The organism is Methylobrevis albus (assembly GCF_015904235.1).
Taxonomy (GTDB): domain Bacteria; phylum Pseudomonadota; class Alphaproteobacteria; order Rhizobiales; family Pleomorphomonadaceae; genus Methylobrevis_A; species Methylobrevis_A albus.
This window is the reverse complement of record NZ_JADZLT010000051.1, coordinates 123,456-147,555: the sequence shown is the minus strand read 5'-3', so window position 1 is coordinate 147,555 and position 24,100 is coordinate 123,456. Positions and strand designations below refer to the sequence as shown.

Here is a 24,100-nt window from a genome sequence, read left to right as displayed (position 1 = left end):
GGACGAGCCGGGAGTGCCGCCGTGACGGCTGACGACGACGCCGGCGCAGCCGGGCCGCTGGACACCGCTGGAACCGGCTCGCCGACCATGCCCGGCGAGGCCCGTGCCGCGGCGACGCCGGGCGCACCCGCCGCCGGCTACCGCGTCCTCGCCCGCAAATACCGCCCCTCGAATTTCGACGACCTGATCGGCCACGGGCCGATGGTGCAGACGCTGTCGAACGCGTTCGCCACCGGGCGCATCGCGCAGGCCTGGATGCTGACGGGCGTGCGCGGTGTCGGCAAGACCACAACCGCCCGCATCCTCGCCCGCGCGCTCAACTACGAGGTCGAGGGCGGCGCCTCCGGCCCGTCGGTGGCGATGCCGGAACTCGGCATCCACTGCCGCGCCATCATGGAGGGCCGGCACGTCGACGTGATCGAGATCGACGCCGCCTCGCACACCGGCGTCTCCGACATCCGCGAGATCACGGATGCCGCGCGCTACAAGCCGGTTTCGGCCCGCTACAAGGTCTACATCGTCGACGAGGTGCACATGCTCTCGACGGCGGCGTTCAACGCGCTGCTGAAGACGCTGGAAGAGCCGCCGGAGCACGTGAAGTTCGTGTTCGCGACCACCGAGATCCGGAAAGTCCCGATCACCGTGCTGTCGCGCTGCCAGCGCTTCGATCTCCGCCGCGTCGACGCCGGGCTGATGGTGAAGCACCTTTCCGGCATCGCCGCCGCCGAGAACGTCGTCGTCGACGACGAGGCGCTCGCCCTGATCGCGCGCGCCGCCGAAGGCTCGGTGCGCGATTCGCTCACCATCCTCGACCAGGCGATCGCCCACGGCGGCGGCCGCGTCGACGGCGCCGAGGTCCGCGCCATGCTCGGCCTCGCCGACCGCGGCCGCGTCATCGACCTCTTCGAGATGGTGATGAAGGGCGACATCGCCGGGGCGCTCGGCGAACTCGCCGACCAGTACGACACCGGCGCCGACCCGGCCGTCGTGCTCTCCGACCTCGCCGCCTTCACTCACCTCGTGACGCGCACCAAGCTGGTGCCGGCGAGCGCCGACGATCCCTCGCTGACCGAGACCGAGCGCGAGCGCGGCCGGAGTTTCGCCGGCACCCTGCCCGTCCGCGTGCTGGCGCGCGCCTGGCAGATGCTGCTGAAGGGCATCGCCGAGGTGCAGACCGCGCCGCGGCCGCTGCCCGCCGCCGAGATGGTGCTGGTGCGCATCGCCTATGCCGCCGACCTGCCGACGCCCGACGAGGCGCTGAAGGCGCTCGCCGACATGCGCGGCGGCGCAGCCCCCGGCCGCGGCCCGGCCGCGCCCGGCGGCAGTAGTGGCGGCGGTGCCTCCGCCGCGTCGACCGGGGCGACGACCGCCCGCGCGCCGCAACTTCGCTCGCTGCCGACCCCCGCGGGCGCACCGGCCGGCGCAACCGCCCGGCTCGCGCCCGATCCGGCGGCGGCGCCGCGGCCGGCCGAGGCGCCGGTGCTCGCCGCCTTCGACGACGTCATCGCGCTCGCCGCGGCCCGGCGCGACATCGGCCTCAAAGTCGCGCTGGAGCGGCACGTGCGCCTGGTGCGCTACGAGGACGGCCGCATCGAGATCAACCCCGGCCCCGGCGCCGGGCCGAACCTTGCCGGCGAGCTCGGCCGCAAGCTGACCGAATGGACCGGCCGGCGCTGGATCGTCGCCGTCTCGCGCGAGGACGGCGCCGCCACCGTGCAGGAGCGGCGCGAGACGCAGAAGCGCAGCCTGGAAGACGAGGCGCGCGCCGATCCGCTCGTCTCCGCGATCCTCGCGAGCTTCCCCGGCGCCAAGATCGTCGACGTGCGCTCGGTGCTCGACGAGCCGCTGCCCGGCCTCGGCGCTCCCGGCGACGGCCCGCTGCCGCCCGACTACGGCGCCGACGGCTTCGACCCCGACGCCTACGACCTCGACGCGATGTTCCGCGACCTCGACGACGACTGACGGCGAGACGCACGCTGCAACCGGGCGGACCGCCGCCCCTCAAACGACGGAGAACGGCCATGTTCGGCGATCTCGGCAAGATGATGAAGCAGGCGCAGGAGATCCAGGCGAAGATCGGCGAGGCCCAGGCCGAGATCGCGCTGATCGAGGTGGAGGGCGCTTCGGGCGCCGGCCTCGTCAAGGTGACGCTCGCCGGCAAGGGCGACCTGCGCCGCCTCGCCATCGACCCCTCGCTGCTCAACCCGGACGAGGCGGAGATCCTCGAGGACCTGATCGTCGCGGCGCACGCCGACGCCCGCGCCAAGCTCGACGAGGCGGTGGCGGCGAAGATGCAGGCGGTGACGGGCGGCTTCAACCTGCCGGCCGGCCTCAAGCTGCCGTTCTGATTTCCCGTCCCGAACTTTCGAAAGCGAGACCCTGATGGCGGCGCGGCGCGTCACCGGCCCCGAGATCGAGCGGCTGATCCAGCTGCTCGCGCGCCTGCCGGGGCTCGGGCCCCGGTCGGCGCGGCGCGCGGCGCTGCAGCTCGTCAAGAAGAAGGAGCTGCTGCTGATCCCGCTCGCCGAGGCGATGGCGACGGCGGCGGCGAAGGTCACGACCTGCCGCACCTGCGGCAACGTCGATACCGCCGATCCCTGCTTCGTCTGCACCGATCCGCGCCGCGACGGCTCGGTGATCGTGGTGGTGGAGGACGTCGCCGATCTCTGGGCGCTGGAGCGCGCCGGCGCGGTCGACTGCCGCTACCACGTGCTCGGCGGCACGCTGTCCGCCCTCGACGGCGTCGGCCCCGACGACCTCGCCATCGCCGGCCTCGTCGCCCGCGCCGCGGGGCCCGAGGTGAAGGAGATCATCCTCGCCGTCAACGCCACCGTCGACGGCCAGACCACCGCCCACTACGTCACCGACCAACTCGCCGGCCTGCCATTGAAAGTCTCCCGCCTCGCCCACGGCGTGCCGGTGGGTGGCGAACTCGACTACCTCGACGAGGGCACGCTGACGGCGGCGATCCGGTCGCGGCAGCCGTTTTGAGGCGAGCCGCGGCGTTTAGGCTGCGGCCGCGATCAACGCTAGCGCCTCGCGCGCGTCCAGCCGGCCGTCATACAGCGCGCGGCCGGTGATGGCGCCGTCGAGGATGGCGCAGTCGGGTTCCAGCAGGCGCTCGACGTCGGCGATCGAGGCGAGGCCGCCCGAGGCGATCACCGGGATCGAGACGGCGCGGGCGAGCTCCAGCGTCGAGGGGATGTTGAGGCCCTTCAGGATGCCGTCGCGGTCGATGTCGGTGTAGACGATGGCGGCGACGCCGGCGTCCTCGAACTTTCGGCCGAGGTCGATCGCCGAGAGGTCGGAGGATTCCGCCCAGCCCTCGACGGCGACGCGGCCGCCGCGGGCGTCGATGCCCACCACGATGCGGCCGGGGTGGGCGCAGGCCGCGTCGCGCACGAGATCCGGATCGCGCAGCGCCGCGGTGCCGAGGATGACGCGGGCGACACCCTTCTCCAGCCAGGCCTCGATCGCGGCGCGGTCGCGGATGCCGCCGCCGAGCTGCACCCGCATCGACGTGGCTTTGAGGATCGCGTCGACCGCGGCGCCGTTCTGCGAGGCCCCGGCGAAGGCGCCGTCGAGGTCGACGACGTGCAGCCAGGGGAAGCCGAGCTCGGCAAAGGCGCGCGCCTGCGCGGCCGGGTCGTCGTTGTAGACGGTGGCCTCGGCCATGTCGCCGAGCTTCAGGCGCACGCACTGGCCGGATTTCAGGTCGATCGCGGGATAGAGGATCATCGGGTCACCTTCACGGCCGGCGGGGCATCGGAGGAATGGTGCGGCCGGCAAGAGCGGACCCGGCGTCGGCAGCGGCGGCCGCCGGCCGGTGGCGCGACGCCGCGCCGGCGCGCAGGCCTGCCGCGCGGCAAGTGGACGGCGCGCTCCGGGCGACCGGCGGCGCCGTCACGGCGCCCAGGCGAGAAAGTTCGCGATCAGGCCGAGGCCGAGGCGCTGGCTCTTTTCGGGGTGGAACTGGGTGCCGATCATCGTGTCGCGGCCGACGATCGCCGTCACCGGCCCGCCGTAGTCGGCGCGGGCGAGGACGTGCGCCGGGTCGACCGCCGCGAGATGGTAGGAGTGCACGAAATAGGCGTGCAGCCCGGTTTCGCCGGTGGAGAGCTCGGCGAGCACCGGATGCGCCGCGCCGGCGTCGGTGAGGTCGATGGTGTTCCAGCCCATGTGCGGCACCTTCAGCGCCGGGTCGGACGGGCGAAGCAGCGTGACGTCGCCGGGGATCCAGCCGAGACCCTCGGTGGTCTCCTTCTCAAGCCCGCGCCCCGCCATCAGCTGCTGGCCGACGCAGATGCCGAAGAACGGGCGGCCGCGGCCGAGCACGGCGTCGGTCAGCGCTTCGGTCATGCCCGAGACGGCGCCGAGGCCGCGGCGGCAGTCGGCGAAGGCGCCGACGCCGGGCAACACGATGCGGTCGGCACGGGCGACGACGTCGGGATCGGCGGTGACGACCACCGCGCCGGCATAGCCGATGTCCCGCGCCGCGCGCTCGAACGCCTTCGAGGCGGAGCGGAGGTTGCCGGAGCCGTAGTCGATGATGGCGACAGTCATGATCTCTCGAAAATCTCCGGCGGCCGTCAGCGGGCCGGGCGCGCCGAGCCGGCGAAGCCCGGGCCGAGGCCGATGATCGAATCGCGGGCGGCAAGGCCCGGGCGCGGCGCGGCCTGGGCGGGCGCCGGCAGCGGCCGTCCGGTGGCGGCTGCTGGGACGCCGGTCTCGAAGAAGCGGCGTTCGGCCTCTTCCAGCGAGCCGCCGACCGTGGTGCCGGCGTAGCGCCAGCCCTTGCGGGCGAGCGTCCAGCGGCGCAGGCCGTTCGCCTCGGTGGCGAACGCCAGCGCGAACACGATCGAGAGGATCGTGCCGGCGGCGGGGCCGGCCGCGCGGGCAGCGACCTCGATCGCGCCCGCGGCGGCGACAACGCCGAGCAGCACCCACCACATCCGGTGCCAGAGCACGTAGACGAACGGCAGCACGAGGGCGAACCACGAGAAGCCGTCGCGGATGAACAGCGCCTTGTCGGCGGCCTTCGCGGCCGGCGTTTCCGGCGGCAGGTGCACGGTATAGAGCTTCATCGATCACCTCCCCGGCCGGGCCGCGGCCACGCGGCGCCGGCCACAGCCGTGCTCACAATGCGCCCTTGGTGGAGGGAATGCGATCGGCCTGGCGCGGGTCGATCTCCAGTGCACGGCGCAGGGCGCGCGCCAGCGCCTTGAAGCAGCTTTCGGCGATGTGGTGGTCGTTGCCGCCGTAGAGCGTCTCGACGTGCAGCGTGATGCCGGCGTTCATCGCGAAGGCCCGGAACCATTCCTCGACCAGCTGGGTGTCGAAGCCGCCGATCTTCGGCGTCGCGAACGGCGCGCGGAACACGAGATAGGGCCGGCCGGAGACGTCGATGGCGCAGCGGGTGAGCGCCTCGTCCATCGGCAGGTGCACGTCGGCGTAGCGGGTGATGCCCTTCTTGTCGCCGAGCGCCTGCAGCACCGCCTTGCCGAGCGCGATGCCGACGTCCTCGACGGTATGGTGGTCGTCGATGTGGAGATCGCCCTTCGCGCGGATGGTGAGGTCGATCAGCCCGTGCCGCGCGACCTGCGCCAGCATGTGGTCGAAGAAGCCGACGCCGGTCTCGATGTCGGCGACGCCGCTGCCGTCGAGGTTCACGGTGACGGTGATGTCGGTTTCGCTGGTCTTGCGGGCAATCGTCGCCGTGCGCATGGGCTCTCCGCGGGCCGGGGATCGCGCCGGCCTTCCGCTGCCTCCTTTAGCAAGCCGTCCGGCGCTTGCAAACCGCCGATGCCGCGGCGCAGCCATCCGCAGCCTTTCGCTTGACCTCGATCAAGGCGGCATCGCGGCCCGGCGGGCAGGTTTCGCCGACATGCCGTCCAGCCCGGAGACGCCGCCGATGACCGTCCGCCCCGCGATCGCGCTCGACCAGCGCCTGCCGCGCTATACGAGCTATCCGACCGCGCCGCATTTCTCGGCCGCCGTCGACGGCGCGGTGCAGCGCGAGCGCCTCGCGGCGCTGCCTGACGGCACGGCGGTGTCGCTCTACCTCCATGTGCCGTTCTGCGCCGCGCTGTGCACCTACTGCGGCTGCCAGACCAGCGTCGTGAACAGCTACCGGCCGATCGCCGGCTATGTCGATGCGCTGATCGAGGAGATCACCCTCGTCGCCGCGATCATCGGCCGCCGCCTGCCGGTGCGGCACTTGCACTTCGGCGGCGGCACGCCGGACCTGCTTTCCGATGCCGATCTCGACCGGCTGTTCAAGGCGCTCGGCGCCGCCTTCGATCTCTCCCATGCGGCGGAGACGGCGATCGAGATCGACCCGCGCACGCTGCGCAGCGGTCTCGCCGCCCATCTCGCCCGGCTCGGCTTCACCCGGGCCAGCCTCGGCGTGCAGGACTTCGATCCCGTGGTGCAGGCGGCGATCGGGCGGCGACAGAGCTTCGAGGTGACGGCGACCGCCGCCGCGGAACTCCGCGCCGCGGGCATGCGCTCGGTCAATCTCGACCTCGTCTACGGCCTGCCGCACCAGACCGCAGCGTCGATCGCCGAGACCGTGCGCCTTGCACTGCAGCTCGATCCCGACCGGGTCGCCCTCTTCGGCTATGCGCATGTGCCGTGGATGCGTCGGCACCAGCAGCTGATCCCGGAAGCCGCCCTGCCCGGTCCGGCCGAGCGGCTGGAGCAGGCGGCGGTCGCCGGCCGGATGCTGGAAGCCGCCGGACTGGTGGCGATCGGCATCGACCATTTCGCAAAGCCTGGCGACGACCTCGCCCGCGCGCTGCAGGGCGGCCGGCTGCACCGCAATTTCCAGGGCTACACCACCGACGACGCGCCCGCCCTGATCGGCTTCGGCGCCTCGTCGGTCAGCCGCACGCCGGGCGGCTATGCCCAGAACGAGCCGGCGACGCCGGCCTATCTCGCGGCGATCGCCGCCGGCCGCCTGCCCGTGGTGCGCGGCATCGCGTTTTCGCCCGACGACCGGCTGCGCGCCGCGGCGATCGAGGCGGTGATGTGCGACCTCGCCGTCGACCTTAGCGCCATCGCCGCGCGCTTCGGCCGGGAGACGTCGGTGTTCGCAGCGGAGATCGACGCGCTGCACGACCTCGCCGCGACCGGCCTCGTCGCGATCGACGGGCAGAAGGTGACGGTGCCGCCGGAGCATCGCCCGCTGGTGCGCCATGTCGCGGCGGTGTTCGACAGCTACCTCGACCGCGGCGTCGAAAAGCGGCACGCCCTCGCCGTCTGAGGCTCTCGCGAGCCCGAGATGTCGATGCCGGATCGCGCGTCAGCCCGCCTCGGCCACGGCCGCTGCCACCGGCTCCGGCTGCGGCAGCCACTCCTTCCAGATCGCGGCCTCGCCGAGCGTCGCGACGAAGGCGACGTGGGCGGCGATTTCCACCTCGGTGAGGCGCGGCGGCAAGGGCTCGGGCCGGCGGCGGGCGCGGACGCCGGCGGCCGCCGAGGCGCGGCCCGCCGCGACGGCGGCGGTGACGAGGCCGAGGTCGGCCTGCTTGCCGCCGAGCAGCTCGATGTAGACCTCGGCGAGCAATTCGGAATCGAGCAGCGCCCCGTGCCGGGTGCGATGCGAATTGTCGATGCCGTAGCGACTGCAGAGCGCATCGAGGCTCGCCGGGGCGCCGGGGTGCTTGCGCCGCGCCAGCGTCAGCGTGTCGAGCACCTGGCTGTCGGGGATCGACGGCCGGCCCGAGCGCTTCAGCTCCATGTTGATGAAGCCCATGTCGAACTGGGCGTTGTGGATCACGAGGCGCGCGTCGCCGACGAAGGCGACGAAATCGCTGGCGATATCGTCGAAGCGCGGCTTGTCGGCGAGGAAGGCATCCGACAGCCCGTGCACGGCGAAGGCTTCCTTCGGCACGCTGCGGTCGGGGTTGATGTAGACGTGGAACACCTTGCCGGTCGGGAACAGATTGTCGAGCTCGACGGCGCCGATCTCGACGAGGCGGTCGCCGGTCTTCGGATCGAGGCCGGTGGTCTCGGTATCGAGCACGATCTCGCGCATGTCGTTCAAGGTCCGCCTGCTGCTGCCGACCGGATGTCCGGTCTCGCCTGGACCTTGCCAGCCGGGACGGCCCGGCTCAACCCTCGGCGGGGTGCTTTGCCGGCGCACTGTCGCCGTCGTCCCCAACTGCCGGCGCCGCGGCGCGGCGTGGCGTCACCCGGCCGGCGGCGACGGCGGCGAGGATGGCCGCGACCTCGGCCTCGGCGGCGGCGAGGCCGGCGCTGCTGTCGACCAGGAAATCGGCGCGGCGGCGCTTGTCTGCGTCCGGCGTCTGGCGGGCGAGGATCGCGGCGAATTTTTCCGCCGTCATGCCCGGCCGGGCGAGCACCCGCGCGCGCTGCACCTCGGCCGGCGCCGTGACGACGACGATGGCGTCGACCTCGGCGTCGCGCCCGGTCTCGAACAGCAGCGGGATATCGAGCACGGCGACCGCGGCGCCGGCCTCTTCGGCTGCGGCGAGGAAGGCGGCAGCCTCGGCGCGCACCGCCGGATGGACGATCGCTTCCAGCCGCGCCATCGCGGCGGCATCGCCGAGCACGCGGGCGCCGAGCGCCGCCCGATCGACGGCGCCGTCCCGGACGGTGCCGGGAAAGGCGGCTTCGATTTTCTCTGCCAGCGGCCCGGCGTAGAGCCGGTGCACCGCCGCGTCGGCATCGTGCACCGGCACGCCGGCGGCGCGGAACATCGCCGCGGTGGTGGATTTGCCCATGCCGATCGAACCGGTGAGGCCGAGCACGATCATCGCGGGCCTCCCCGGCTCATCCGCCGATGTCGGCGAGCAGGCGCGCGCGCAATGCCGGCGTCACGGCGGGGCGCAGGCCGAACCAGCGCTCGAAGCCCGGCACCGCCTGGTGCAGCACCATGCCGAGGCCGTCGACGGTGGCGAGGCCGCGGGCGCGCGCCGCGGCGAGCAGCGGCGTCTCCAGCGGCACGTAGACCGCGTCGGTGACGAGGGCGTCGGCGGCGAGCGGCGCGAGGTCGATCTCGAGCGGCGGCTGGCCGACCATGCCGAGCGAGGTGGTGTTGACGACGAGCCGGGCATCGGGCAGCAGCGCCGGCAGGTCGTCGAAGCCGGCGGCCCGGACGGTGCCGGGGAAGATCGCCGCGACGTCCTCGGCGCGGGCGCGGGTGCGGTTGACGAGGTGGATCGGGCCGAAGCCGCGCGATTCCAGCCCGAACAGCACCGCCTTCGCCGCGCCGCCGGCGCCGAGCACGACGGCCGGGCCGGGGGCGGCGTCCCAGCCCGGGGCGCCCTCGTCGAGGTTGGCGACGAAGCCGTGCGCGTCGGTGTTGCCGCCGCAGAGCCGGCCGTCCTCCAGCCACAGCGTGTTGACGGCGCCGAGGCGGGTGGCGATGGCGTCGGTGCGGCCGGCCGTGGCGCGGTAGGCCGCCTCCTTGTGCGGCACGGTGACGTTGCCGCCGACGAGGCCTTTTTCCGGATAGGCGGCGAGGAAGGCGGCAATCTCTTCGGGCGGCACGGCGATGCGCTCGTAGGTGCCGGCGATGCCGTGCTCGGCGAGCCAGAAGCCGTGGATCACCGGCGAGCGGGAGTGCGCGATCGGCCAGCCGAGGATCGCCGCGCGCGGGCCGGCGGTCGTCTCGGTCTGCGGGATGGCGTGCTCGGTGGTCGTCATGTCTCGAGGATCCCTTCGCGGCGCAGGAAGCCGAGCAGCGGCAGCAGCGGCAGGCCGAGGATGGTGAAATAGTCGCCGTCGACGGTGTCGAACAGCTGGATGCCCATGGTTTCGAGCTGGTAGCAGCCGACGCTCTTCAGCACGTTGTCGCCGGCGACGGCAAGATAATGGGCGATGAAGCCCGGCGACAGCGGCCGCATCGTCATGTGCGCCTGGGCGACATGGCGCCAGACCACCTCGCCGCCGCGGGCGCAGGAGACCGCCGAGCTCAACACGTGCGTCTCGCCGGCGAGCGCCGAGAGCTGGCGCCGGGCGGCGTCCATGTCGGACGGCTTGTGGAACCGGCGGTCGCGCAGCGACAGCGTCTGGTCGGCGCCGATCACCAGCGCTCCCGGGTGGCGGGCGGAGACGTCGATCGCCTTCACGTCGGCGAGCACCTGGGCGACGTCGTCGGGTCCAGCCCCCGTCCCTTCCAGCGTCATCTCCACCGCGCGCTCGTCGACCTCGGCGGCGACGCGCTCGAAGATCAGGCCGGCGTGGGTCAGCAGCGCGGCGCGGGCCTGGCTGTTGGAGGCGAGGACGAGAGTCATGCGGCGGGCCTTTGCGGTCGGCCGGTCTGGCCCGGGGGGCCAGGGGCGGGGCGGAGCGGCGGACAGGGGGGACGCCGGGTCGGTCAGACGTCGAACAATTGGCGGTCCTTGCCGTAGCGATGTTGGCTGTAGAGCGCAAGGATCGCCGCCGCGGTCTCCTCGATCGAGCGCCGGGTGACGTCGATCATCGGCCAGGAATTCTCGAGGCAGATCCGGCGCGACATCGCGATCTCCTGCACGATCGCCGCGCGGTCGACGTAGTCAGTGGCGTGGTCGGTCGGGTTGAACGATAGCACCCGGTTCTGCCGGATGTGCTGGATGCGCTCGGCGCTGGCGACGAGGCCGACGACGAGCGGCCGCTTCACCGTCTTCAGCGCCTCGGGCAGCGGCACGCCGGGCACCAGCGGCAGATTGGTGACGCGCAGGCCCTTGATCGCGAGGTACATGCTGGTCGGCGTTTTCGACGAGCGGCTGACGCCGATGATGATGATGTCGGCGGTCTCGAGATCGGCGGGCAGCTGGCCGTCGTCGTGGGTCAGCGAGAAGTCGAGCGCATCGATGCGGGCGAAATAGCCGGCATCGAGGGCGTGTTGGCCGCCGACACGGTCGTTGATCGGCAGGTTCAGCGTGCGGCGGAACACGTCGACGACGGGTTCGAGCACCGAGACGCACGGCAGGCTCACCGCCCGGCAGGCCCGCTCCAGCCGCTCCGAGAGTTCGCGCTCGACGATCGTGTAGAGCACGATGCCGGGCGCCGCCTCGATGTCCTGGATCACCCGCTCGAGGTGCCGCGAGGTGCGCACCAGCGGGTAGACGTGCTCGATCGGCGCGATGTTCTCGTAGCGCGCGGAGACCGCGCGCCCGACGGTGAGCAGCGTTTCGCCGGTCGAGTCGGAGATCAGGTGCAGGTGGAAATAGGTCTTGCCGGGTGCCATGGCGCCATATGGCGGCAAGGGGGCGAAGATGGCAACGGCGGGGTGGGGCGGGCGACGGTTCGAGGCCGTCGTGGCTGGCGCGTCCCTCCCCCTTGTGGGGCTGCGCAGCAGGCGGAGGAGACGCGTGGCTCCGTAGCAGGGGTGGCCCGGCCGCAGGCCGGGTCGGGAGGGGTTGCGGCCTCGCCTCAAGTCGCTGAGAGGCCGCTACCCCTCCCGGCTCGCTGCGCTCGCCACCCTCCCCACAAGGGGGAGGGATGTTGCGCGCGCCGCCGCCGTGGCCTCACCGAGACACCCCATGCGGGACCATGACGAACCGGCTTGGATACGATCCGATTCCCTCACCCCCACGGTCAGGCGGTGGCGAGTTTCGCCGTCTTGATGTCGTTGATCGCGGCGATCGACTGGTTGCTGAGCGGCAGGTCGACCGGCTCGTTGATCTCGGCCGAGAGATCCGCCGCCGTATAGGCCTGCATCACGAGGCGGGCGTGCTCCGGCTCCACCATCACCGGCCGGTCGAGGATCACCGATTCGAGGAAGTGGATCGTCTCGGGGCCCATCTGGCCGGCGAAGACGTGGTCGACCTGCTCGCCTGGCATCGTCGACATCGGGTACTGCGTCCCGTCCTTCACCGTGTTGAGCCAGTTGTCGCGCTGGGTGTCGTCGAGCATCAACGAGCCTTCGGTGCCGGTGATCTCGATCCAGGTCGCGCAGTAGTTCGGATAGCTCGGGGGCAGGTTCCAGCCGCCGCCGACGACGACCAGCATGCCGTTGTCCATGGTGACGGTGGTCCACATGCAGTCGTAGGAGCCGTTCACCGCCTGCATGTAGCCGTAGGAGCCCTGCGAATAGACGCGGATGGGTTTTGCCGGCTCCAGCAGCCAGAACACGAAGTCGAGATCGTGGGTCGATTCCATCGCCGCCGGCGACAGCTTGACGCGCGAGGCGATCTTCTTGCCTAGGCTGCGCGACAGGTGCCGGCTGACCATGACGTTGACGACCTTGCCGAGCGTGCCGTCGTTGATCTTCTTCTTGGCGTAGGCGATCTTCGGGTTGAAGCGCTGCGAGTAGCCGATGGTGAACTTGACGTTGTTGCGGCGCGAGATCGCGATCAGCTCGTCGGCTTCCCACATTTCCAGCGCGATCGGCTTTTCCAGCAGCACGTTCTTGCCGGCCTTCAGGCAGTCGCGGGCGATCGGGAAATGCGTGTGCTCGGGTGTCGTCGAGATGTAGACGACCTCGATCGCCGGGTTGCGGATGATGTCCTGATAGTCGGCGGTCGCGGTCGCCGGGTTGGTCATCGCCTTCACCTCGGCGAGCCGCTCCGGGCGGATCTCGCAGATGTGCAGCTTGTCGACGAGCGCCGAACGCGACAGCGTCACGGCACGGATACCGCCACACCATCCGGTGCCGATCACGGCGACTTCGATCTGCTTCATCTGGACTGTCTCCCGGTCTGCTCTTCTCCGACGCCGAAGCGTCACGTTATATGTCCGGACAATAGGGACTGCGGCCACGCCTGTCCAGCGCCGAGCTTCGATCGCGGCGTGAAAGCCGGATCGCCACCTTGGCGCCGGAAACGGGGAATTCGAGACGTGCCGATGGGAAGTGCAGGACGGACCGGATTTTCGATTGTCCGGATGATGTCGGATTTGTCACGCAGGCCGCGCCGCTTGGGACAGAGCGTCAGGCGCCGAGGATGCGTTTTCCCAGCGCGCTGGCGAGGTAGCCGAAGGCGGCGTCGGCGGCGGCCGGCGACGGGCGGTCGCCGAGGCCGGTGAGGGCGAGCGCGGCGAGGTGGCCGCTGGCGGCGGCCATCTCCATCGCCAGCGAGCACTCGCGGTAGCTGAGGCCGCTGTCGCCGGAGGCCGCCCCCATGCCCTTGGCGGCGCTGGCGTGCAGCACGAGCACGATGCCGTCGGTGGCTTCGCTCGCCTTGCCGATCGCCCGGCGCATCACCTCGCGGACGCCGAGCAGGTCGACATCCTCCATGGTGAGGGCGAGCAGCTGGTGGTCGCGCACGAAGCGCTGCTCGGCGCGCGACGCGCCCTGCAGTCCGACCAGCACCGTCGCCTCGGGCATCGCCACGGCGCCGCCGGCGAGCGCCCGGGCAAGCACGCCGGCCTCGCCCGCATCGTCCGGGTCGGCGCTGGCGCGGGCGTCGAGCCAGAGCAGGCCGAGCCGTGCCCCGCCGGCGGCGAGCGCGGCGAACAGGGGCGACAGGCCGGTGCGGTCCGCGACCACCAGCAGCGGCACCGCGCGCGCACCGAGCGCCGCCACGATCGCCGCCTCGCTCTCCGGCGCGTCGGCGAGCGGGGTGATCGCCGCCGCATAGCCCATTTCGGCGAGCGTTTCGGCGAAGGCCTCGGTGGCGGCGGCTGCCGTGATGTCCGCCGGCATCAGCGCTTCGACACGGCGCTCCGGCGCCGCGCCGCCGCCGGCGACGAGGACGGTTTTCGCGACGTAGGGCGACAGCATGCCGCGCACCAGCGCGGCATAGTCCATCTCGAAGGCGATGCGGCTGCCGACCGCGCCGATGACGGCGCCGTCGCCGGTCTCGGCGGTTTCGGTGACGTCGAGGATCAGATGGTCGCTGGAGGCGGTCACCACCTCGATGCCGGCCTCGTGCGGGCGCAGGCCAGCGGGGTCGATGTCGAGGCGGCCGAGGTTGACGATCGCCCGGCGGCGCGGGCCGCGGTCGACGAAGCTGCGCCGCTCGCCGAAGGCGTCGCGGCCGGTCTCACCCTCCGGCAGCGACGGCTTCACCTTGACCTCGACCACCTCGGCCTCGAGCAGGAAGGCGTCGGTGGCGAGGCCCGGCAGCGGGCCGCCGGTCCAGCTGTTCTCGCCGATCAGCAGCGAGGCGCCGAGGCGGACGTTGTCGATCCGCGCCGGCAGCCGCGCGGTGTCGAGCAGCGGCAGCAGCGAGGAATTGCCGCCGGAGACCACCGACAGGCGGAAGCCGCAGCGCGCCTCGACGTCCTCGACGGTGCGCGCCAAGAGGTCCAGCGCCTTCAGCGAGGGATAGACGCCGCTCGCGCACATGAAGTTGGTCCCGAGCCCGGCGAGGCGCAGGCCGGGCAACGCCGCGACGCGCTCGGCGAGCGGGCCGACGTCGTCCACCGCCGCCCCCTCGCGGCGGTCGCCGAGCTCGACCATGACGACGACGTCGTGCACCCGGCCGGCTTCCACCGCGGCCTGCGACAGCGCGTCGATCACCGCCGCCTCGGAATTGAGGCTGGCGTCGCACCACTCGACCACGGCGGCCGCCTCCGACACCGACGGGATGCGCAGCATGGTGACGGGGGCGACGATGCCGCCGCGGCGCAGCCGCTGCACGTTCTCGATGCGCGATTCGCCGATCGAGGTGGCACCGCCGGCGAGCAGCGCCCGCGCCACCTGCGGCGCGCCGCAGGTGGCCTTGGTGACGGCCATCACCGACAGGCCGGCGGCGGCGCAGCGGCCGACCAGCAGCCGCGCATTGGCGGTGAGCTTCTGGAGATCGATGGTCAGCGTCGGTCCGGACAAGATCAGTCGCCGCCTTCCGCCGGGCCGTGCGCCGCGTGCCGCCGATCCGGCCGGCCGGCGGCGACGGCGCAGAAATGCTCGAGGATGACGGCCGCGGCGAAGAGGGATGTCACCTCGCCGGCGTCGAACGGCGGCGAAACCTCGACCAGGTCCATGCCGCGGATGTCGAGAGACCCGAGCGCGCGGATGACGTCGAACACCTCCGGCGGCGTCAGCCCGTCGACCACCGGCGTACCGGTGCCGGGCGCGAAGGCCGGGTCGACACAGTCGATGTCGAAGGTGAGGTAGGCGGGGCCGGCGCCGACGACGCGGCGGATTTCCTCGGTGACGCCGGTGGCCCCGAGCCGGCGCACGTCGGGCCGGTAGAGCACGGTGATCGGGTCGTCGTGGGTGTACCAGGTGCGGATGCCGATCTGGATCGAGCGCGCCGGATCGATCAGCCCTTCCTGCATGGCGTGGTGGACGAAGGTGCCGTGGTCGAGGAAATGCGACTTGGCCGTATCGCGGTGCGCGTCGAACTGGATCAGCGCGAGCGGGCCGTGCACGGCGGCGTGGGCGCGCAGCAGCGGCAGCGTCACGAGATGGTCGCCGCCGATGGTGACGAGGCGGCAGCCGGCGTCCAGCACGAAGCGCGCCTGCGCCTCCGCGGCTTTCAGCATCTCGTCCGGCTGGCCGCGGCGGTAGAACACGTCGCCGATGTCGACGACGGCGAGGCGGTCGAAGGGGTCGAAGTCCCACGGCCAGACTTCGCCCCACGACATCAGCGAGGAGGCCCGGCGCACCGCCTCCGGCCCGAGCCGCGCGCCCGGCCGGCCGGAGGTCGAAAGATCGTAGGGAATGCCCATCACCGCATAGTCGGCGCCCGCGAGGTCGCGGGTGTAGCGGCGGCGCAGGAAGCTGCGCACGCCGGAGAACGGCATCTCGGTTTCGGTGCCGTAGGGCGAGGCCGGATCGATGGCCTGATCGCCGGGGAGGATGCGGGGCATGACGGTCCTTCTGGGGACGGGCGATGCCGGAGAGCTTGCGGCGGCGGGACGGCCGCGGCAAGGGCGTTGACGCCTGTCGTCCGATCTCAGCTGCCGCGGCGGCGCCCCATCATCAGGCCGAGCAGACCGACGATCAGGATCGAGCCGAACAGCACGAGGCCGGAAAAGGCGTAGATCGTGGGCGAGGTGCCGGCGTTCATCGCGCCGAACATGTGCAGCGGCAGCGTGTTCTGGCGGCCGACGAGGTAGTAGGCGCGGGCGTATTCGTTGAACGAGAGCAGGAACGAGAACACGAAGGCGGAGACGACGGCGCCGCGCACCAGCGGGAAGATCACGTCGGCGAAGGTGCGCCACGGGCCGGCGCCGAGATCGCGCGCCGCCTTCTCCATGCTCGGCTTCACGGCGGCGAGGCCCATCAACGAGACGGTGAAGGCGAACGGCAGCGCCCAGAGCACGTGGCTCGCCGCCACCGCCAGCCAGCCGGGCCGGACCGCCACGAGCTTGAACACCACCGACAGGCCGAGGCCCTGGATGGTGCCGGGAACGAACAGCGCGAACATCAAAAACAGGAAGAAGGCGCCGCGGCCGCGCTGCAGCGCGCGGTAGGCGAGCGCGGCGGCGAGCCCGGCCGGGGTCGCGACCACGGCGGTGGCGAGGCCGATCCAGAGGCTTTCGACGAGGGCCGCGAGCAGCCGGCGCTCGCCGCCGAGCGCCTGATACCAGACGAGGCTGAATTCGGACGGCGGCACCAGCCCGAGCTGGCGGCCGGGGTTGAGCGAGGCGGCGAGGAGATAGACCGCCGGCGCGTAGACGAGGGCGAGGCCGAGCAGCGTCACCGCCCAGAACAGCGGCCGCGCGCCTGCCGTCGCGCCCGGAATGATGCCGCCGGAGGCGTTGCCGGCGCTCATGTGCCGAGATCCTCGAACAGCTTCGAGAGGCGGAAGAAGCGCACCGCGACGAGCAGCACCGCGACGGCGACTGCGACCACCACGGTGGCGATCGCGAAGGCGAGCGGGAAGTTCACCACGCGCATCACGTCGTTGATCATGATCGAGATGCTGGAATCGCCCGCCCCGCCGAGCAGCTGGATCTCGCTCGAGGTGCCGAGCGCCACGACGAAGACGAAGAGGAAGCCGGCGACGGCGCCGGGCAGCACCAGCGGCAGGATCACCCGGCGGAAGGTGGTCCAGAAGCCGGCGCCGAGATCCTGGCTGGCGCGGATCACCGAGGGCTCGATACGGCCGAAGGCGAGCACCAGCGGCACCACGGCGAACGGCAGGTAGGCCGCGAGCATGCCGACGATCACCGCGAAGTTCGAGAACAGCAGCCATTCCAGCGGCTCGTCGATCAGGCCCGCCGCGACCAGCGTCTGGTTGATGGCGCCGTTGCGCCCGAGCACCAGCCGCCAGGCGAACGCCCGGATCAGCGCGCTGGTGAAGAACGGCACCGTGAAGAGGGCGATCAGCACCGCCGCCTTGCGCGGCCCGCTCATCAGCCCGATCACGGCGGCGGCCGGCAGGGCAAGCAGGGTCGCCAGCGCCGCGGTCAGCGCGGAGAGGCCGAGGGTGCGCAGCAGCACCGGCAGGCGGCCGGTGTCCATCAGGGCGGCGTAGGAGGCGAGCGTATAGTCCGGCGTGATCCAGTAGGTCGCCGGATCGAAACGCCAGAAGCTCCAGAAGGCGATCAGCGCCAGCGGCGCGAGGCCGAGGCCGACGACGAGCAGCGCCGCCGGCAGGGCGGCGAGCGGCGGGCGGGGAAGGCCCGGACGTCGCGGGCGGGCGCTGGCTTCAACTTGCGTCAACGGATCCTCGCATGACGGCCGGCGGCCGGGCCGCATCGCCGCGGTGCCGGGTGCCGGCCGGCGCCGCGTTCTTGAAAAAAACTCGCCCGGCCGGGGCGGGCGGTTCGCCCTGCTCCGGCCGGGTTCCAGGCGAAGCCGGTGCACGCTGCCCGCACGTCGGTTTCGCCCTGGCCCCGGTCGATCCGCTGGCGCTTGGTCCGGGGCGGTGGTCGTCGTTCAGGAAGGCCCGGCCGCGCTCAGGCGTTGCGCAGCTTCTGCCACCACTCCTCGTAGAGCTGGAAGTTGTCGGGCCGCGTGTTCTGCCAGTAGACCTTGCCGGCGAACTTCTTCTTCACGTGCTCGGCGAGCTCCGACACCTTCGCCTTGTCGAAGGCGTCCGGGTGCGCCTCGGCATAGGCGACGTTGGCGTCGGTCGGCACACAGTAGCCGCGCATCGCGCCGAGCTGGCAGCCGTAGTAGCCGGCGAGCAGGGCGTCGGTGAAGGCGTGGGCGGCGTCGGAGAGGCCACGGTCGACGGCGCCCTTGATCAGCACCGTGTTGTTGCCCCAGCCCTCGTAGCCTTCCTTCGGCGCGGCGTAGTAGGTCTTGATGCCGCGCTCGCGGGCGGCGTAGACGATCGGCTCCCAGCCGGTCATCACCCAGACTTCCTCGTCGGCGACGAGCTGCACGCCCTGCTCCCAGCCGCTCCAGAAGGTGCGGAACTGGCCGTCGCGCTTGTGCTTGATCAGGAATTCCATGACGAGGCCGAGTTCGTCGGGCGTCAGGTTGCCGGGCTCGCCGATCGGGGCGTTCTCGGATTCCTTCAGGTACATCGCGGTGAAGATCGCGCTGTTGATCCAGGCGTCCTCCATCGCGGTCTTGCCCTTCAGCTTCGGGTCGAAGATGACGCCGTAGCTGTCGACGATGCCGACGCGGTCCTCGAGGGCGATCATCGAGTCGGCGTTGATCACGGTCGGGATGCCGTAGACCTCGCCTTCGTGGGTCAGGTACGGGATGTCCTTCGCCCACTGCCAGACGCCGTCGTAGTTCTTGAGCTTCGACAGATCCCACGGCGCGATCAGGCCCTGCTTGGCGAGTTCCTTCTCGCTGCCGCCCTGCAGGCCGGCGACGTCGAAGAGCTCGCCGGCGTTGCCGGCGGCGAGGCGGGCGACCACCGGGCCGGGGTCGTTGCCGTTGTCGGTGAAGACGACGTCGAGGCCGCTTTCCGCGCCGAAGGTCTCCCAGCCGGCCGCCTCGATGTCGAGGGTCGCCGAGGCCCAGAAGTTGATCTCGCCGGTCGCGGCGAAGGCGGATTTCAGCCCGCCGAGCGAGCCGAGCGACAGCGCGCCGGCCGCGAGCGCCGAGCGCTGGAGAAGTTGCCGGCGGGTCATCGCCGGGTCGTAGGCGGCGCGGCCGCCGGAGAAGTCGTTCCGCTTGCTCATGTCCGCTGTCCCCTTTTTGGTCATCCGAAGGCCGGACGTCCCGCGCCCGGCCGGTCCGGCGGTCTGCGCCGCCTCAGTCATCCTCGCCGCGCGGTGCACTCCGGGTGGAGGCCCGCGGCGGCGATCGGGTTCGTCTCACGCCTCCGCGGCGCGGGTCTCGGCCACCAGCAGCGCGCGGTCGGGCGTCCAGGCGAGGTCGATGCGCGCGCCAGGCGAAGGCGGCGCGGCGCCGCCGTGCACGGGCACGAGGAACTTCAGCGTCTGGCCGTCGCCGAGCCGGGTCTCGACCTCGACGTCGCGGCCCTTGTAGGTCGCGGCGACGACGTCGACGGGGCCGAGGTCGCCGGTCTCGCCGGGACCGGCGGCGCGGATGCGCTCGGGGCGCAGCGCGACGACGTAGCCACCGGCGTCGGCGCGGCGCGGCGGCGGCGTGCAGGCGATGCGGCGGTCGCCGACGATGGCGGTCCAGCTCTCCGCCCCGGGCTCCACGGCCTGCGGCTTGATGGTGGCGTCGGCGCCGACGAAGCGGGCGACGAAGGCGTTGGCCGGGCGCTCGAACAATTCGCGCGGCGAGCCGATCTGCTCGATGCGGCCGGCGCGCAGCACCGCGACGACGTCGCTGAGCGCCAGCGCCTCGTCCTGATTGTGGGTGACGGCGAGGAAGGTCGCGCCCAGCCGGCGGTGCAGGCGGCCGATCTCGTCGCGGAGCTGCTGGCGCAGCCGCTCGTCGAGGCCGGTGAGCGGCTCGTCGAGGAGCAGCACCGAGGGCTCGAGCACCAGTGCGCGGGCGAGCGCGACACGCTGGCGCTGGCCGCCGGACAGCTGATGGATGCGGCGCCCGCTGAAGCCGGCGAGATCGACGAGGCCGAGCATCGCCTCGACCTTGGTCGCCCGCCGCGCGGCCGGCTCGCCGCGCAAGGTGAGGCCGTAGCCGACGTTGCCGGCCACCGTCATGTGCGGAAACAGGCCGAGGTCCTGGAAGATCGTGTTGCAGGGCCGGCGTTCCGGCGGCAGGCCGGTGACGTCCTCGCCGGAGAACAGGATGCGGCCCGAGGTCGGCGCGGTGAAGCCGCCGATCATCTGCAGGATGGTGCTCTTGCCCGAACCCGACGGCCCGAGCAGGCTGACGAAGGACCCGGCGGGGATCGTCAGCGACACGGTGTCGACGACGGGCACGTCGCTGCGCCCGCCATAGACCTTGCTCACCGCATCGAGTTCGATCGCCGCCGGCGTGGTCATCCCGCCGCCTCCCGGTCGTCGCGCTCGGTGCCGGGATTTTCGGCGCTCGGGATCTCGGCAATCGAGATCAGGCCGTAGCGGTCGATCCGCGCGGTCTGGCCGGCGAGCACCAGCGTCGTCGTGGTCGCCTCCTCGATCAGCGCCGGCCCGGCGATCTCCGCGCCGGGGGGCAGCAGGTCGCGGGTATAGACCGGCGCGGGCGCAAGTCGGCCGTCGGCGCCGATCAGCGGACGATTGCCGCAGGCGGCCTCGGCGAGGGTGGTCTCGGCGGAGATGTCGGGCAGGCCGACGCGCGGGGTTTCGAGCTCGGCGGCGAGGTGGAAGGTGACGAGTTCGACCGGGGTGTCGTCGAGGCGGAAGGTGTAGGCCTTCTCGTGCGCGGCGTGGAAGGATTCCAGCAGCGCGGCGAGGCTCTCGCCGGGGGCATAGGGCGTCGCCACCGCGTGCTCCTGGCCGCGGTAGCGCATCTCGATGGTGCGGTCGGCGATGAGGGCCTCCGCCGCGACACCGAAGGCGGTGGCCGCCTCGCAGGCGAGCTCCAGAAACACCGCCTGCACGCGCGGCATCGCGTCCGGCCCGAGCGCGATCAGCCGGGTGCGGCTCATGTCGATGCGCGGGCGGGCCGTCAGCATGCCCCAGGCCGAGAACAGGCCGGCGTAGCGCGGGATCACGGTGCGGCGGACGCCGAGTTCGCGGCCGAGGGTCGCGGCGTGCATCGGCCCGCCGCCGCCGCTCACCACCATGGTGAGGTCGCGCGGGTCGTGGCCGCGCTGGATGGTGACGAGCTTCAGCGCGTTGATCATGTTGGCTTCGGCGAGGCGGATCACCGCCTCGGCCGCCGCGACCACGTCGACGCCGAGATGCGCGGCGATCGGGCCAAAGGCGCGCTCGGCGGCGGCGACGTCGAGCTGGATGCGGCCGCCGGCGAAGCCCTCCGCGTCGATGACGCCGGTGAGGAGCTTGGCGTCGGTGACGGTCGGCCGGGTGCCGCCGCGGCCGTAGCAGGCGGGGCCGGGATCGGAGCCGGCGCTTTCGGGGCCGACCTGCACCGCGCCGGCCGGGTCGATCCAGGCGATCGAGCCGCCGCCGGCGCCGATCTCGACGATGTCGACGACGGGGATCTGTACCGGGTAGCCCGGCTTCAGCCGCGACCATTCGAGCTTGTAGTCGGGTTTCAGCACCGGGCGGCCGCCGCTGACCAGCGAGCATTTCGCGGTGGTGCCGCCGACGTCGAGGTAGAGGATGTCGGGCTCGCCGAGCGCCTCGCCGACCCGCGCCGCACCGGCGACGCCGCCGGCCGGGCCGCTTTCCACCAGCACCAGCGGCGCCGCAACGGCGCTCGGGAAGCTGGCGAGGCCGCCGCTCGACTGCATGCAGTAGGCCGGGCAGTCGATGCCGCGGCCACCGAGCGCATCGGCGAGGTTGGAGAGGTAGCGCGCCATGATCGGCTGTACGTAGGCCGACAGCACCGCGGTGTTGCTGCGCTCGTATTCGCGCCACTGCCGCGACACCTCGTGGCTCGCCGCCACGGCGACGCCGGGCAGGCGCTCGCGCAGGAAGCGCGCGGCGGCCTGCTCGTGCTCGGGGTTGACGTAGGAGTGCAGGAACAGGATCGCGACGGCGGCGACGCCGGAGGCGGCGATGCGGTCGGCGACGGCGGCGAGATCGTCGTGGTCGAGGGCGATGCGCACCTCGCCGCGGGCATCCATGCGCTCGGTGACCTCGAAACGCAGGTGGCGCGGCACGAAGGGCTGCGCCGGTTCGGAATGGAGGTTGTAGAGGTCGGGCCGGTTGCCGCGGCCGATGGCGATGACGTCGCGGAAGCCGCGCGTCGTCACCAGCGCGGTGGCGACGCCCTTGCGCTCGGTGATGGCGTTGATCACCGTGGTGCCGCCGTGCACGAACAGCGTCGCTTCGGCGGTGGCGAGCCCCTCCTCCTCGGCCTGGGCGATGGCGTCGACGACGCCGATCGAGGGGTCGCGCGGCGTGGTGAGCGCCTTGCCGACCTGGATCGCGCCGGTCAACTCGTCGAAGGCGACGAGGTCGGTGAAGGTGCCGCCGGCGTCGGTCGCGATGCGGGTCATCGGGCGCTCCTCAGCTCTGCGGTCGCCGCGGCATCGAGGCGGCCGGTCGCCGGGTCGACGACGACGCCGTAGGTGTCGCGGGCGAGCGCCACGGAGACGAGACCGTCGCGGACGTCGCGCGCGACGAGTTCGGGATCGCGGCCCTGCGGGGCGCCCCAGCCACCACCACCGCCGGTGACGATGCTGACCTGGTCGCCGCGCTGCAGCTGGAAACGGGCCGGACGGGTCAGCCGGCGCGCGCTGCCGCCGCGGCGCACCTCCATGCCGTTGAGGCTGCCGGCCTCGCCGCCCTCGGCGCCCCAGGGCCGGGTCGCGGTGCGGCCGAAGCTGCCGTAGAGCACGGCGTCGTCGGTCTCGATCTCGTAGTCGCGGACGAGGCCGAAGCCGCCGCGGTGTTCGCCGGCGCCGGTGCCGTCCTCGACGTTGAAGTCGTAGCGGGTGACCATCAGCGGGAACTTCGCCTCGAGCAGCTCGACCGAATAGTTGTAGGTGTCGCCGTCGGTGATCGCGATCATGCCGCTGGCGCCGTCGCGGTGCCGCGTCGCGCCCCAGCCGCCGTTCTGCGGCTCGATGTGCACGAAGAGCCCATCCGGGCCGGAGCCGGCGATGTAGGTGGCGCAGAGGCTCATGTAGGTGCCGGCCGGGAACCGCTGCGGCGCGAGTGGCGCCAGCGCCTTCCAGACGAGCTCCGACGCCATCGCCGCGCCCTCGTAGTACCAGCCGGTCGGCGACGGCTTTTCGGCCGTGAACACGGTGCCCGGCGGGGCGGTGACGGTGAGCGGCCGGAACCAGCCTTCGTTGGAGGGCTCCTGCGGGGCGACCAGCGCCTTCATCACCGTCTTCACCGCCGAGGTCAGCGCGCCGCGGCTGCAGTTGATCGGCGCGGCGCGGGCGGGGCTGGAGCCGGTGAAGTCGGCCTCGATCTCCGAGCCGCGGATGCGCACGGTGACGCAGACCGGAATCGGCGCCTCGGTGGCGCCGTCGCCGTCGATCACGTCGGTGGCGCTGTAGTCGCCGTCGGGCAGCGCGGCGATCACGGCGCGGGCGCGCGCCTCGCTAGTGGCGATCAGCCGGCCGAAGGTGCGCTGCACCGCCGCCGCGCCGTATTTTTCGATGGTCTCGCCGAGGCGGCGCTCGGCGATGCGCACGGCGGCGAGTTCGGCGTTGACGTCGCCCATGGCGAGCTGCGGCAGGCGGACGTTCTCGGTGATGATGCGGACGATGTCGTCGATCAGGCGGTCGCCGCGGGTGAGGCGGACGCCCGAAAGCCGCAGCCCTTCCTGGAACACCGAGGTCGCGTCAGGGGGCAGGCTGCCGGCGACCGCGCCGCCGACGTCGAGCAGGTGGGCGACGGCGATGCCGTAGCCGACGATGGCGCCCTCGGCGAAGATCGGCCGCACGATGGCGAAATCGCAGGCGTGGGTGCCGCCCTCGAAGGGATCGTTGGTGAGGAAGGTGTCGCCGGGCGCCATGTCGGCGCCGAAGCGCGCGCGCAGGAAGCGGACCTGGTGCGAGAAGGTGCCTGTGAAGATGGTGATGCCGTTGGTCTGGGCGACGAGGTCGCCCGCGGCGTCACAGATGCCGCAGGCGAAATCGAGCACCTCGTAGACGACGGGGCTCATCGAGGCGCGTGCGAGCACGATCGCCATCTCGTCGACGGTGGCGAGCAGCTTGCCGGTGATCACCTCGTGCGTCACCGCGTCGGCGGCGCTGCCGCCGGCCGTGCCGCTTCCCGCCGGAACCGTCTGCGCGATCGTCATGTCGCTCCCGTCCCTCGCATCCGAGGCCTGAGCAGACCCCAAGCGGCGGGCGACGACAACGGCTGCGGCGGGTAGCCGGCAAAAAAG

The 24,100-nt window shown here is 72.2% G+C and carries 22 protein-coding genes; 4 read left to right on the top strand and 18 right to left on the bottom strand.

Translation table 11 applies throughout. The features are described from left to right. Positions 1-87: 87 nt before the first annotated feature. From I5731_RS13140 to recR, 3 genes are read left to right on the top strand one after another with little or no spacing between them, the layout of a single operon-like run. Positions 88-1,962, top strand: coding sequence for a DNA polymerase III subunit gamma/tau (locus I5731_RS13140; protein WP_197311957.1), 1,875 nt, complete (start codon positions 88-90; stop codon positions 1,960-1,962). A gap of 59 nt (positions 1,963-2,021) precedes the next feature. Continuing rightward, positions 2,022-2,348, top strand: coding sequence for a YbaB/EbfC family nucleoid-associated protein (locus I5731_RS13135; protein ID WP_197311860.1), 327 nt, complete (start codon positions 2,022-2,024; stop codon positions 2,346-2,348). 34 nt (positions 2,349-2,382) lie between these two features. After that, complete coding sequence (gene recR / locus I5731_RS13130; RefSeq protein ID WP_197311859.1) at positions 2,383-2,991, top strand: recombination mediator RecR; 609 nt, start codon at positions 2,383-2,385, stop codon at positions 2,989-2,991. Positions 2,992-3,006: 15 nt separating this feature from the next. On the opposite strand, the gene hisA is transcribed toward recR, so the two are convergent. The 4 genes from hisA to hisB all read right to left on the bottom strand — a co-directional run bounded on the left by hisA (position 3,007) and on the right by hisB (position 5,724). Then, positions 3,007-3,738, bottom strand: coding sequence for a 1-(5-phosphoribosyl)-5-[(5-phosphoribosylamino)methylideneamino]imidazole-4-carboxamide isomerase (gene hisA, locus I5731_RS13125; protein ID WP_197311858.1), 732 nt, complete (start codon positions 3,736-3,738; stop codon positions 3,007-3,009). 165 nt (positions 3,739-3,903) lie between these two features. Beyond that, positions 3,904-4,563: an imidazole glycerol phosphate synthase subunit HisH gene (hisH, locus tag I5731_RS13120; RefSeq protein WP_197311857.1), complete on the bottom strand. Its 660-nt coding sequence runs from the start codon at positions 4,561-4,563 to the stop codon at positions 3,904-3,906. Between the two features lie 26 nt (positions 4,564-4,589). After that, positions 4,590-5,084 (bottom strand): DUF2628 domain-containing protein, encoded by a 495-nt coding sequence (locus I5731_RS13115; protein WP_197311856.1) that lies wholly within the window; start codon positions 5,082-5,084, stop codon positions 4,590-4,592. A gap of 52 nt (positions 5,085-5,136) precedes the next feature. Beyond that, on the bottom strand, positions 5,137-5,724 hold the full coding sequence (gene hisB / locus I5731_RS13110) for an imidazoleglycerol-phosphate dehydratase HisB (protein ID WP_197311855.1): 588 nt from the start codon (positions 5,722-5,724) through the stop codon (positions 5,137-5,139). Between the two features lie 187 nt (positions 5,725-5,911). On the opposite strand from hisB, the gene hemN reads away from it, so the two are divergent. Continuing rightward, positions 5,912-7,264, top strand: a complete 1,353-nt coding sequence (gene hemN, locus I5731_RS13105) for an oxygen-independent coproporphyrinogen III oxidase (RefSeq protein WP_197311854.1) — start codon at positions 5,912-5,914, stop codon at positions 7,262-7,264. A 39-nt stretch (positions 7,265-7,303) separates the two neighbouring features. Here hemN and dnaQ read toward each other — a convergent pair whose 3' ends face one another. The 14 genes from dnaQ to I5731_RS13035 all read right to left on the bottom strand — a co-directional run bounded on the left by dnaQ (position 7,304) and on the right by I5731_RS13035 (position 24,013). Further along, positions 7,304-8,047: a DNA polymerase III subunit epsilon gene (gene dnaQ, locus I5731_RS13100; protein WP_268926575.1), complete on the bottom strand. Its 744-nt coding sequence runs from the start codon at positions 8,045-8,047 to the stop codon at positions 7,304-7,306. 67 nt (positions 8,048-8,114) lie between these two features. Then, entirely contained in the window at positions 8,115-8,780 is a 666-nt protein-coding gene (gene coaE / locus I5731_RS13095) for a dephospho-CoA kinase (protein WP_197311852.1), read from the bottom strand. A gap of 16 nt (positions 8,781-8,796) precedes the next feature. Then, a complete protein-coding gene (locus I5731_RS13090; RefSeq protein WP_197311851.1) occupies positions 8,797-9,672 on the bottom strand; it encodes a shikimate dehydrogenase in 876 nt (291 codons plus the stop codon). After that, a complete protein-coding gene (locus I5731_RS13085; protein ID WP_197311850.1) occupies positions 9,669-10,262 on the bottom strand; it encodes a Maf-like protein in 594 nt (197 codons plus the stop codon). Before I5731_RS13085 ends, I5731_RS13090 begins: the two co-directional genes overlap by 4 nt. Positions 10,263-10,345: 83 nt before the next feature. Further along, positions 10,346-11,197 carry a pyruvate, water dikinase regulatory protein gene (locus I5731_RS13080; protein ID WP_197311849.1) on the bottom strand — a complete coding sequence of 284 codons (852 nt, stop codon included), beginning with the start codon at positions 11,195-11,197 and terminating at the stop codon, positions 10,346-10,348. A gap of 350 nt (positions 11,198-11,547) precedes the next feature. Further along, positions 11,548-12,633: a Gfo/Idh/MocA family protein gene (locus I5731_RS13075; protein ID WP_197311848.1), complete on the bottom strand. Its 1,086-nt coding sequence runs from the start codon at positions 12,631-12,633 to the stop codon at positions 11,548-11,550. A gap of 247 nt (positions 12,634-12,880) precedes the next feature. Continuing rightward, positions 12,881-14,722: an alanine racemase gene (locus I5731_RS13070; RefSeq protein WP_197311847.1), complete on the bottom strand. Its 1,842-nt coding sequence runs from the start codon at positions 14,720-14,722 to the stop codon at positions 12,881-12,883. A gap of 2 nt (positions 14,723-14,724) precedes the next feature. Continuing rightward, entirely contained in the window at positions 14,725-15,708 is a 984-nt protein-coding gene (gene speB / locus I5731_RS13065) for an agmatinase (protein WP_197311846.1), read from the bottom strand. An 86-nt stretch (positions 15,709-15,794) separates the two neighbouring features. Next, positions 15,795-16,616 (bottom strand): ABC transporter permease, encoded by an 822-nt coding sequence (locus tag I5731_RS13060; RefSeq protein WP_197311845.1) that lies wholly within the window; start codon positions 16,614-16,616, stop codon positions 15,795-15,797. Continuing rightward, positions 16,613-17,509 (bottom strand): ABC transporter permease, encoded by an 897-nt coding sequence (locus tag I5731_RS13055; protein ID WP_235981777.1) that lies wholly within the window; start codon positions 17,507-17,509, stop codon positions 16,613-16,615. Before I5731_RS13055 ends, I5731_RS13060 begins: the two co-directional genes overlap by 4 nt. 236 nt (positions 17,510-17,745) lie before the next feature. Continuing rightward, the gene (locus I5731_RS13050; RefSeq protein WP_197311843.1) at positions 17,746-18,930 is read right to left on the bottom strand and encodes an ABC transporter substrate-binding protein; all 1,185 of its coding nucleotides are present in this window, start codon (positions 18,928-18,930) and stop codon (positions 17,746-17,748) included. 135 nt (positions 18,931-19,065) lie between these two features. After that, complete coding sequence (locus tag I5731_RS13045) at positions 19,066-20,169, bottom strand: ABC transporter ATP-binding protein (protein WP_197311842.1); 1,104 nt, start codon at positions 20,167-20,169, stop codon at positions 19,066-19,068. Then, positions 20,166-22,253 carry a hydantoinase/oxoprolinase family protein gene (locus I5731_RS13040; protein ID WP_197311841.1) on the bottom strand — a complete coding sequence of 696 codons (2,088 nt, stop codon included), beginning with the start codon at positions 22,251-22,253 and terminating at the stop codon, positions 20,166-20,168. The genes I5731_RS13045 and I5731_RS13040 overlap by 4 nt, the downstream gene beginning before the upstream one ends. Next, positions 22,250-24,013: a hydantoinase B/oxoprolinase family protein gene (locus I5731_RS13035; RefSeq protein WP_197311840.1), complete on the bottom strand. Its 1,764-nt coding sequence runs from the start codon at positions 24,011-24,013 to the stop codon at positions 22,250-22,252. Before I5731_RS13035 ends, I5731_RS13040 begins: the two co-directional genes overlap by 4 nt. Between the last annotated feature and the right edge of the window lie 87 nt (positions 24,014-24,100).

Excerpts from the sequence above, each read along its gene's own strand:
- I5731_RS13140 (WP_197311957.1), top strand. The coding sequence starts at position 88 with ATGCCCGGCGAGGCCCGTGCCGCGGCGACGCCGGGCGCACCCGCCGCC.
- I5731_RS13135 (WP_197311860.1), top strand. The coding sequence starts at position 2,022 with ATGTTCGGCGATCTCGGCAAGATGATGAAGCAGGCGCAGGAGATCCAG.
- recR (WP_197311859.1), top strand. The coding sequence starts at position 2,383 with ATGGCGGCGCGGCGCGTCACCGGCCCCGAGATCGAGCGGCTGATCCAG.
- hisA (WP_197311858.1), bottom strand. The coding sequence starts at position 3,738 with ATGATCCTCTATCCCGCGATCGACCTGAAATCCGGCCAGTGCGTGCGC.
- hisH (WP_197311857.1), bottom strand. The coding sequence starts at position 4,563 with ATGACTGTCGCCATCATCGACTACGGCTCCGGCAACCTCCGCTCCGCC.
- I5731_RS13115 (WP_197311856.1), bottom strand. The coding sequence starts at position 5,084 with ATGAAGCTCTATACCGTGCACCTGCCGCCGGAAACGCCGGCCGCGAAG.
- hisB (WP_197311855.1), bottom strand. The coding sequence starts at position 5,724 with ATGCGCACGGCGACGATTGCCCGCAAGACCAGCGAAACCGACATCACC.
- hemN (WP_197311854.1), top strand. The coding sequence starts at position 5,912 with ATGACCGTCCGCCCCGCGATCGCGCTCGACCAGCGCCTGCCGCGCTAT.
- coaE (WP_197311852.1), bottom strand. The coding sequence starts at position 8,780 with ATGATCGTGCTCGGCCTCACCGGTTCGATCGGCATGGGCAAATCCACC.
- I5731_RS13090 (WP_197311851.1), bottom strand. The coding sequence starts at position 9,672 with ATGACGACCACCGAGCACGCCATCCCGCAGACCGAGACGACCGCCGGC.
- I5731_RS13085 (WP_197311850.1), bottom strand. The coding sequence starts at position 10,262 with ATGACTCTCGTCCTCGCCTCCAACAGCCAGGCCCGCGCCGCGCTGCTG.
- I5731_RS13080 (WP_197311849.1), bottom strand. The coding sequence starts at position 11,197 with ATGGCACCCGGCAAGACCTATTTCCACCTGCACCTGATCTCCGACTCG.
- I5731_RS13075 (WP_197311848.1), bottom strand. The coding sequence starts at position 12,633 with ATGAAGCAGATCGAAGTCGCCGTGATCGGCACCGGATGGTGTGGCGGT.
- speB (WP_197311846.1), bottom strand. The coding sequence starts at position 15,708 with ATGCCCCGCATCCTCCCCGGCGATCAGGCCATCGATCCGGCCTCGCCC.
- I5731_RS13060 (WP_197311845.1), bottom strand. The coding sequence starts at position 16,616 with ATGAGCGCCGGCAACGCCTCCGGCGGCATCATTCCGGGCGCGACGGCA.
- I5731_RS13050 (WP_197311843.1), bottom strand. The coding sequence starts at position 18,930 with ATGAGCAAGCGGAACGACTTCTCCGGCGGCCGCGCCGCCTACGACCCG.
- I5731_RS13045 (WP_197311842.1), bottom strand. The coding sequence starts at position 20,169 with ATGACCACGCCGGCGGCGATCGAACTCGATGCGGTGAGCAAGGTCTAT.
- I5731_RS13040 (WP_197311841.1), bottom strand. The coding sequence starts at position 22,253 with ATGACCCGCATCGCGACCGACGCCGGCGGCACCTTCACCGACCTCGTC.
- I5731_RS13035 (WP_197311840.1), bottom strand. The coding sequence starts at position 24,013 with ATGACGATCGCGCAGACGGTTCCGGCGGGAAGCGGCACGGCCGGCGGC.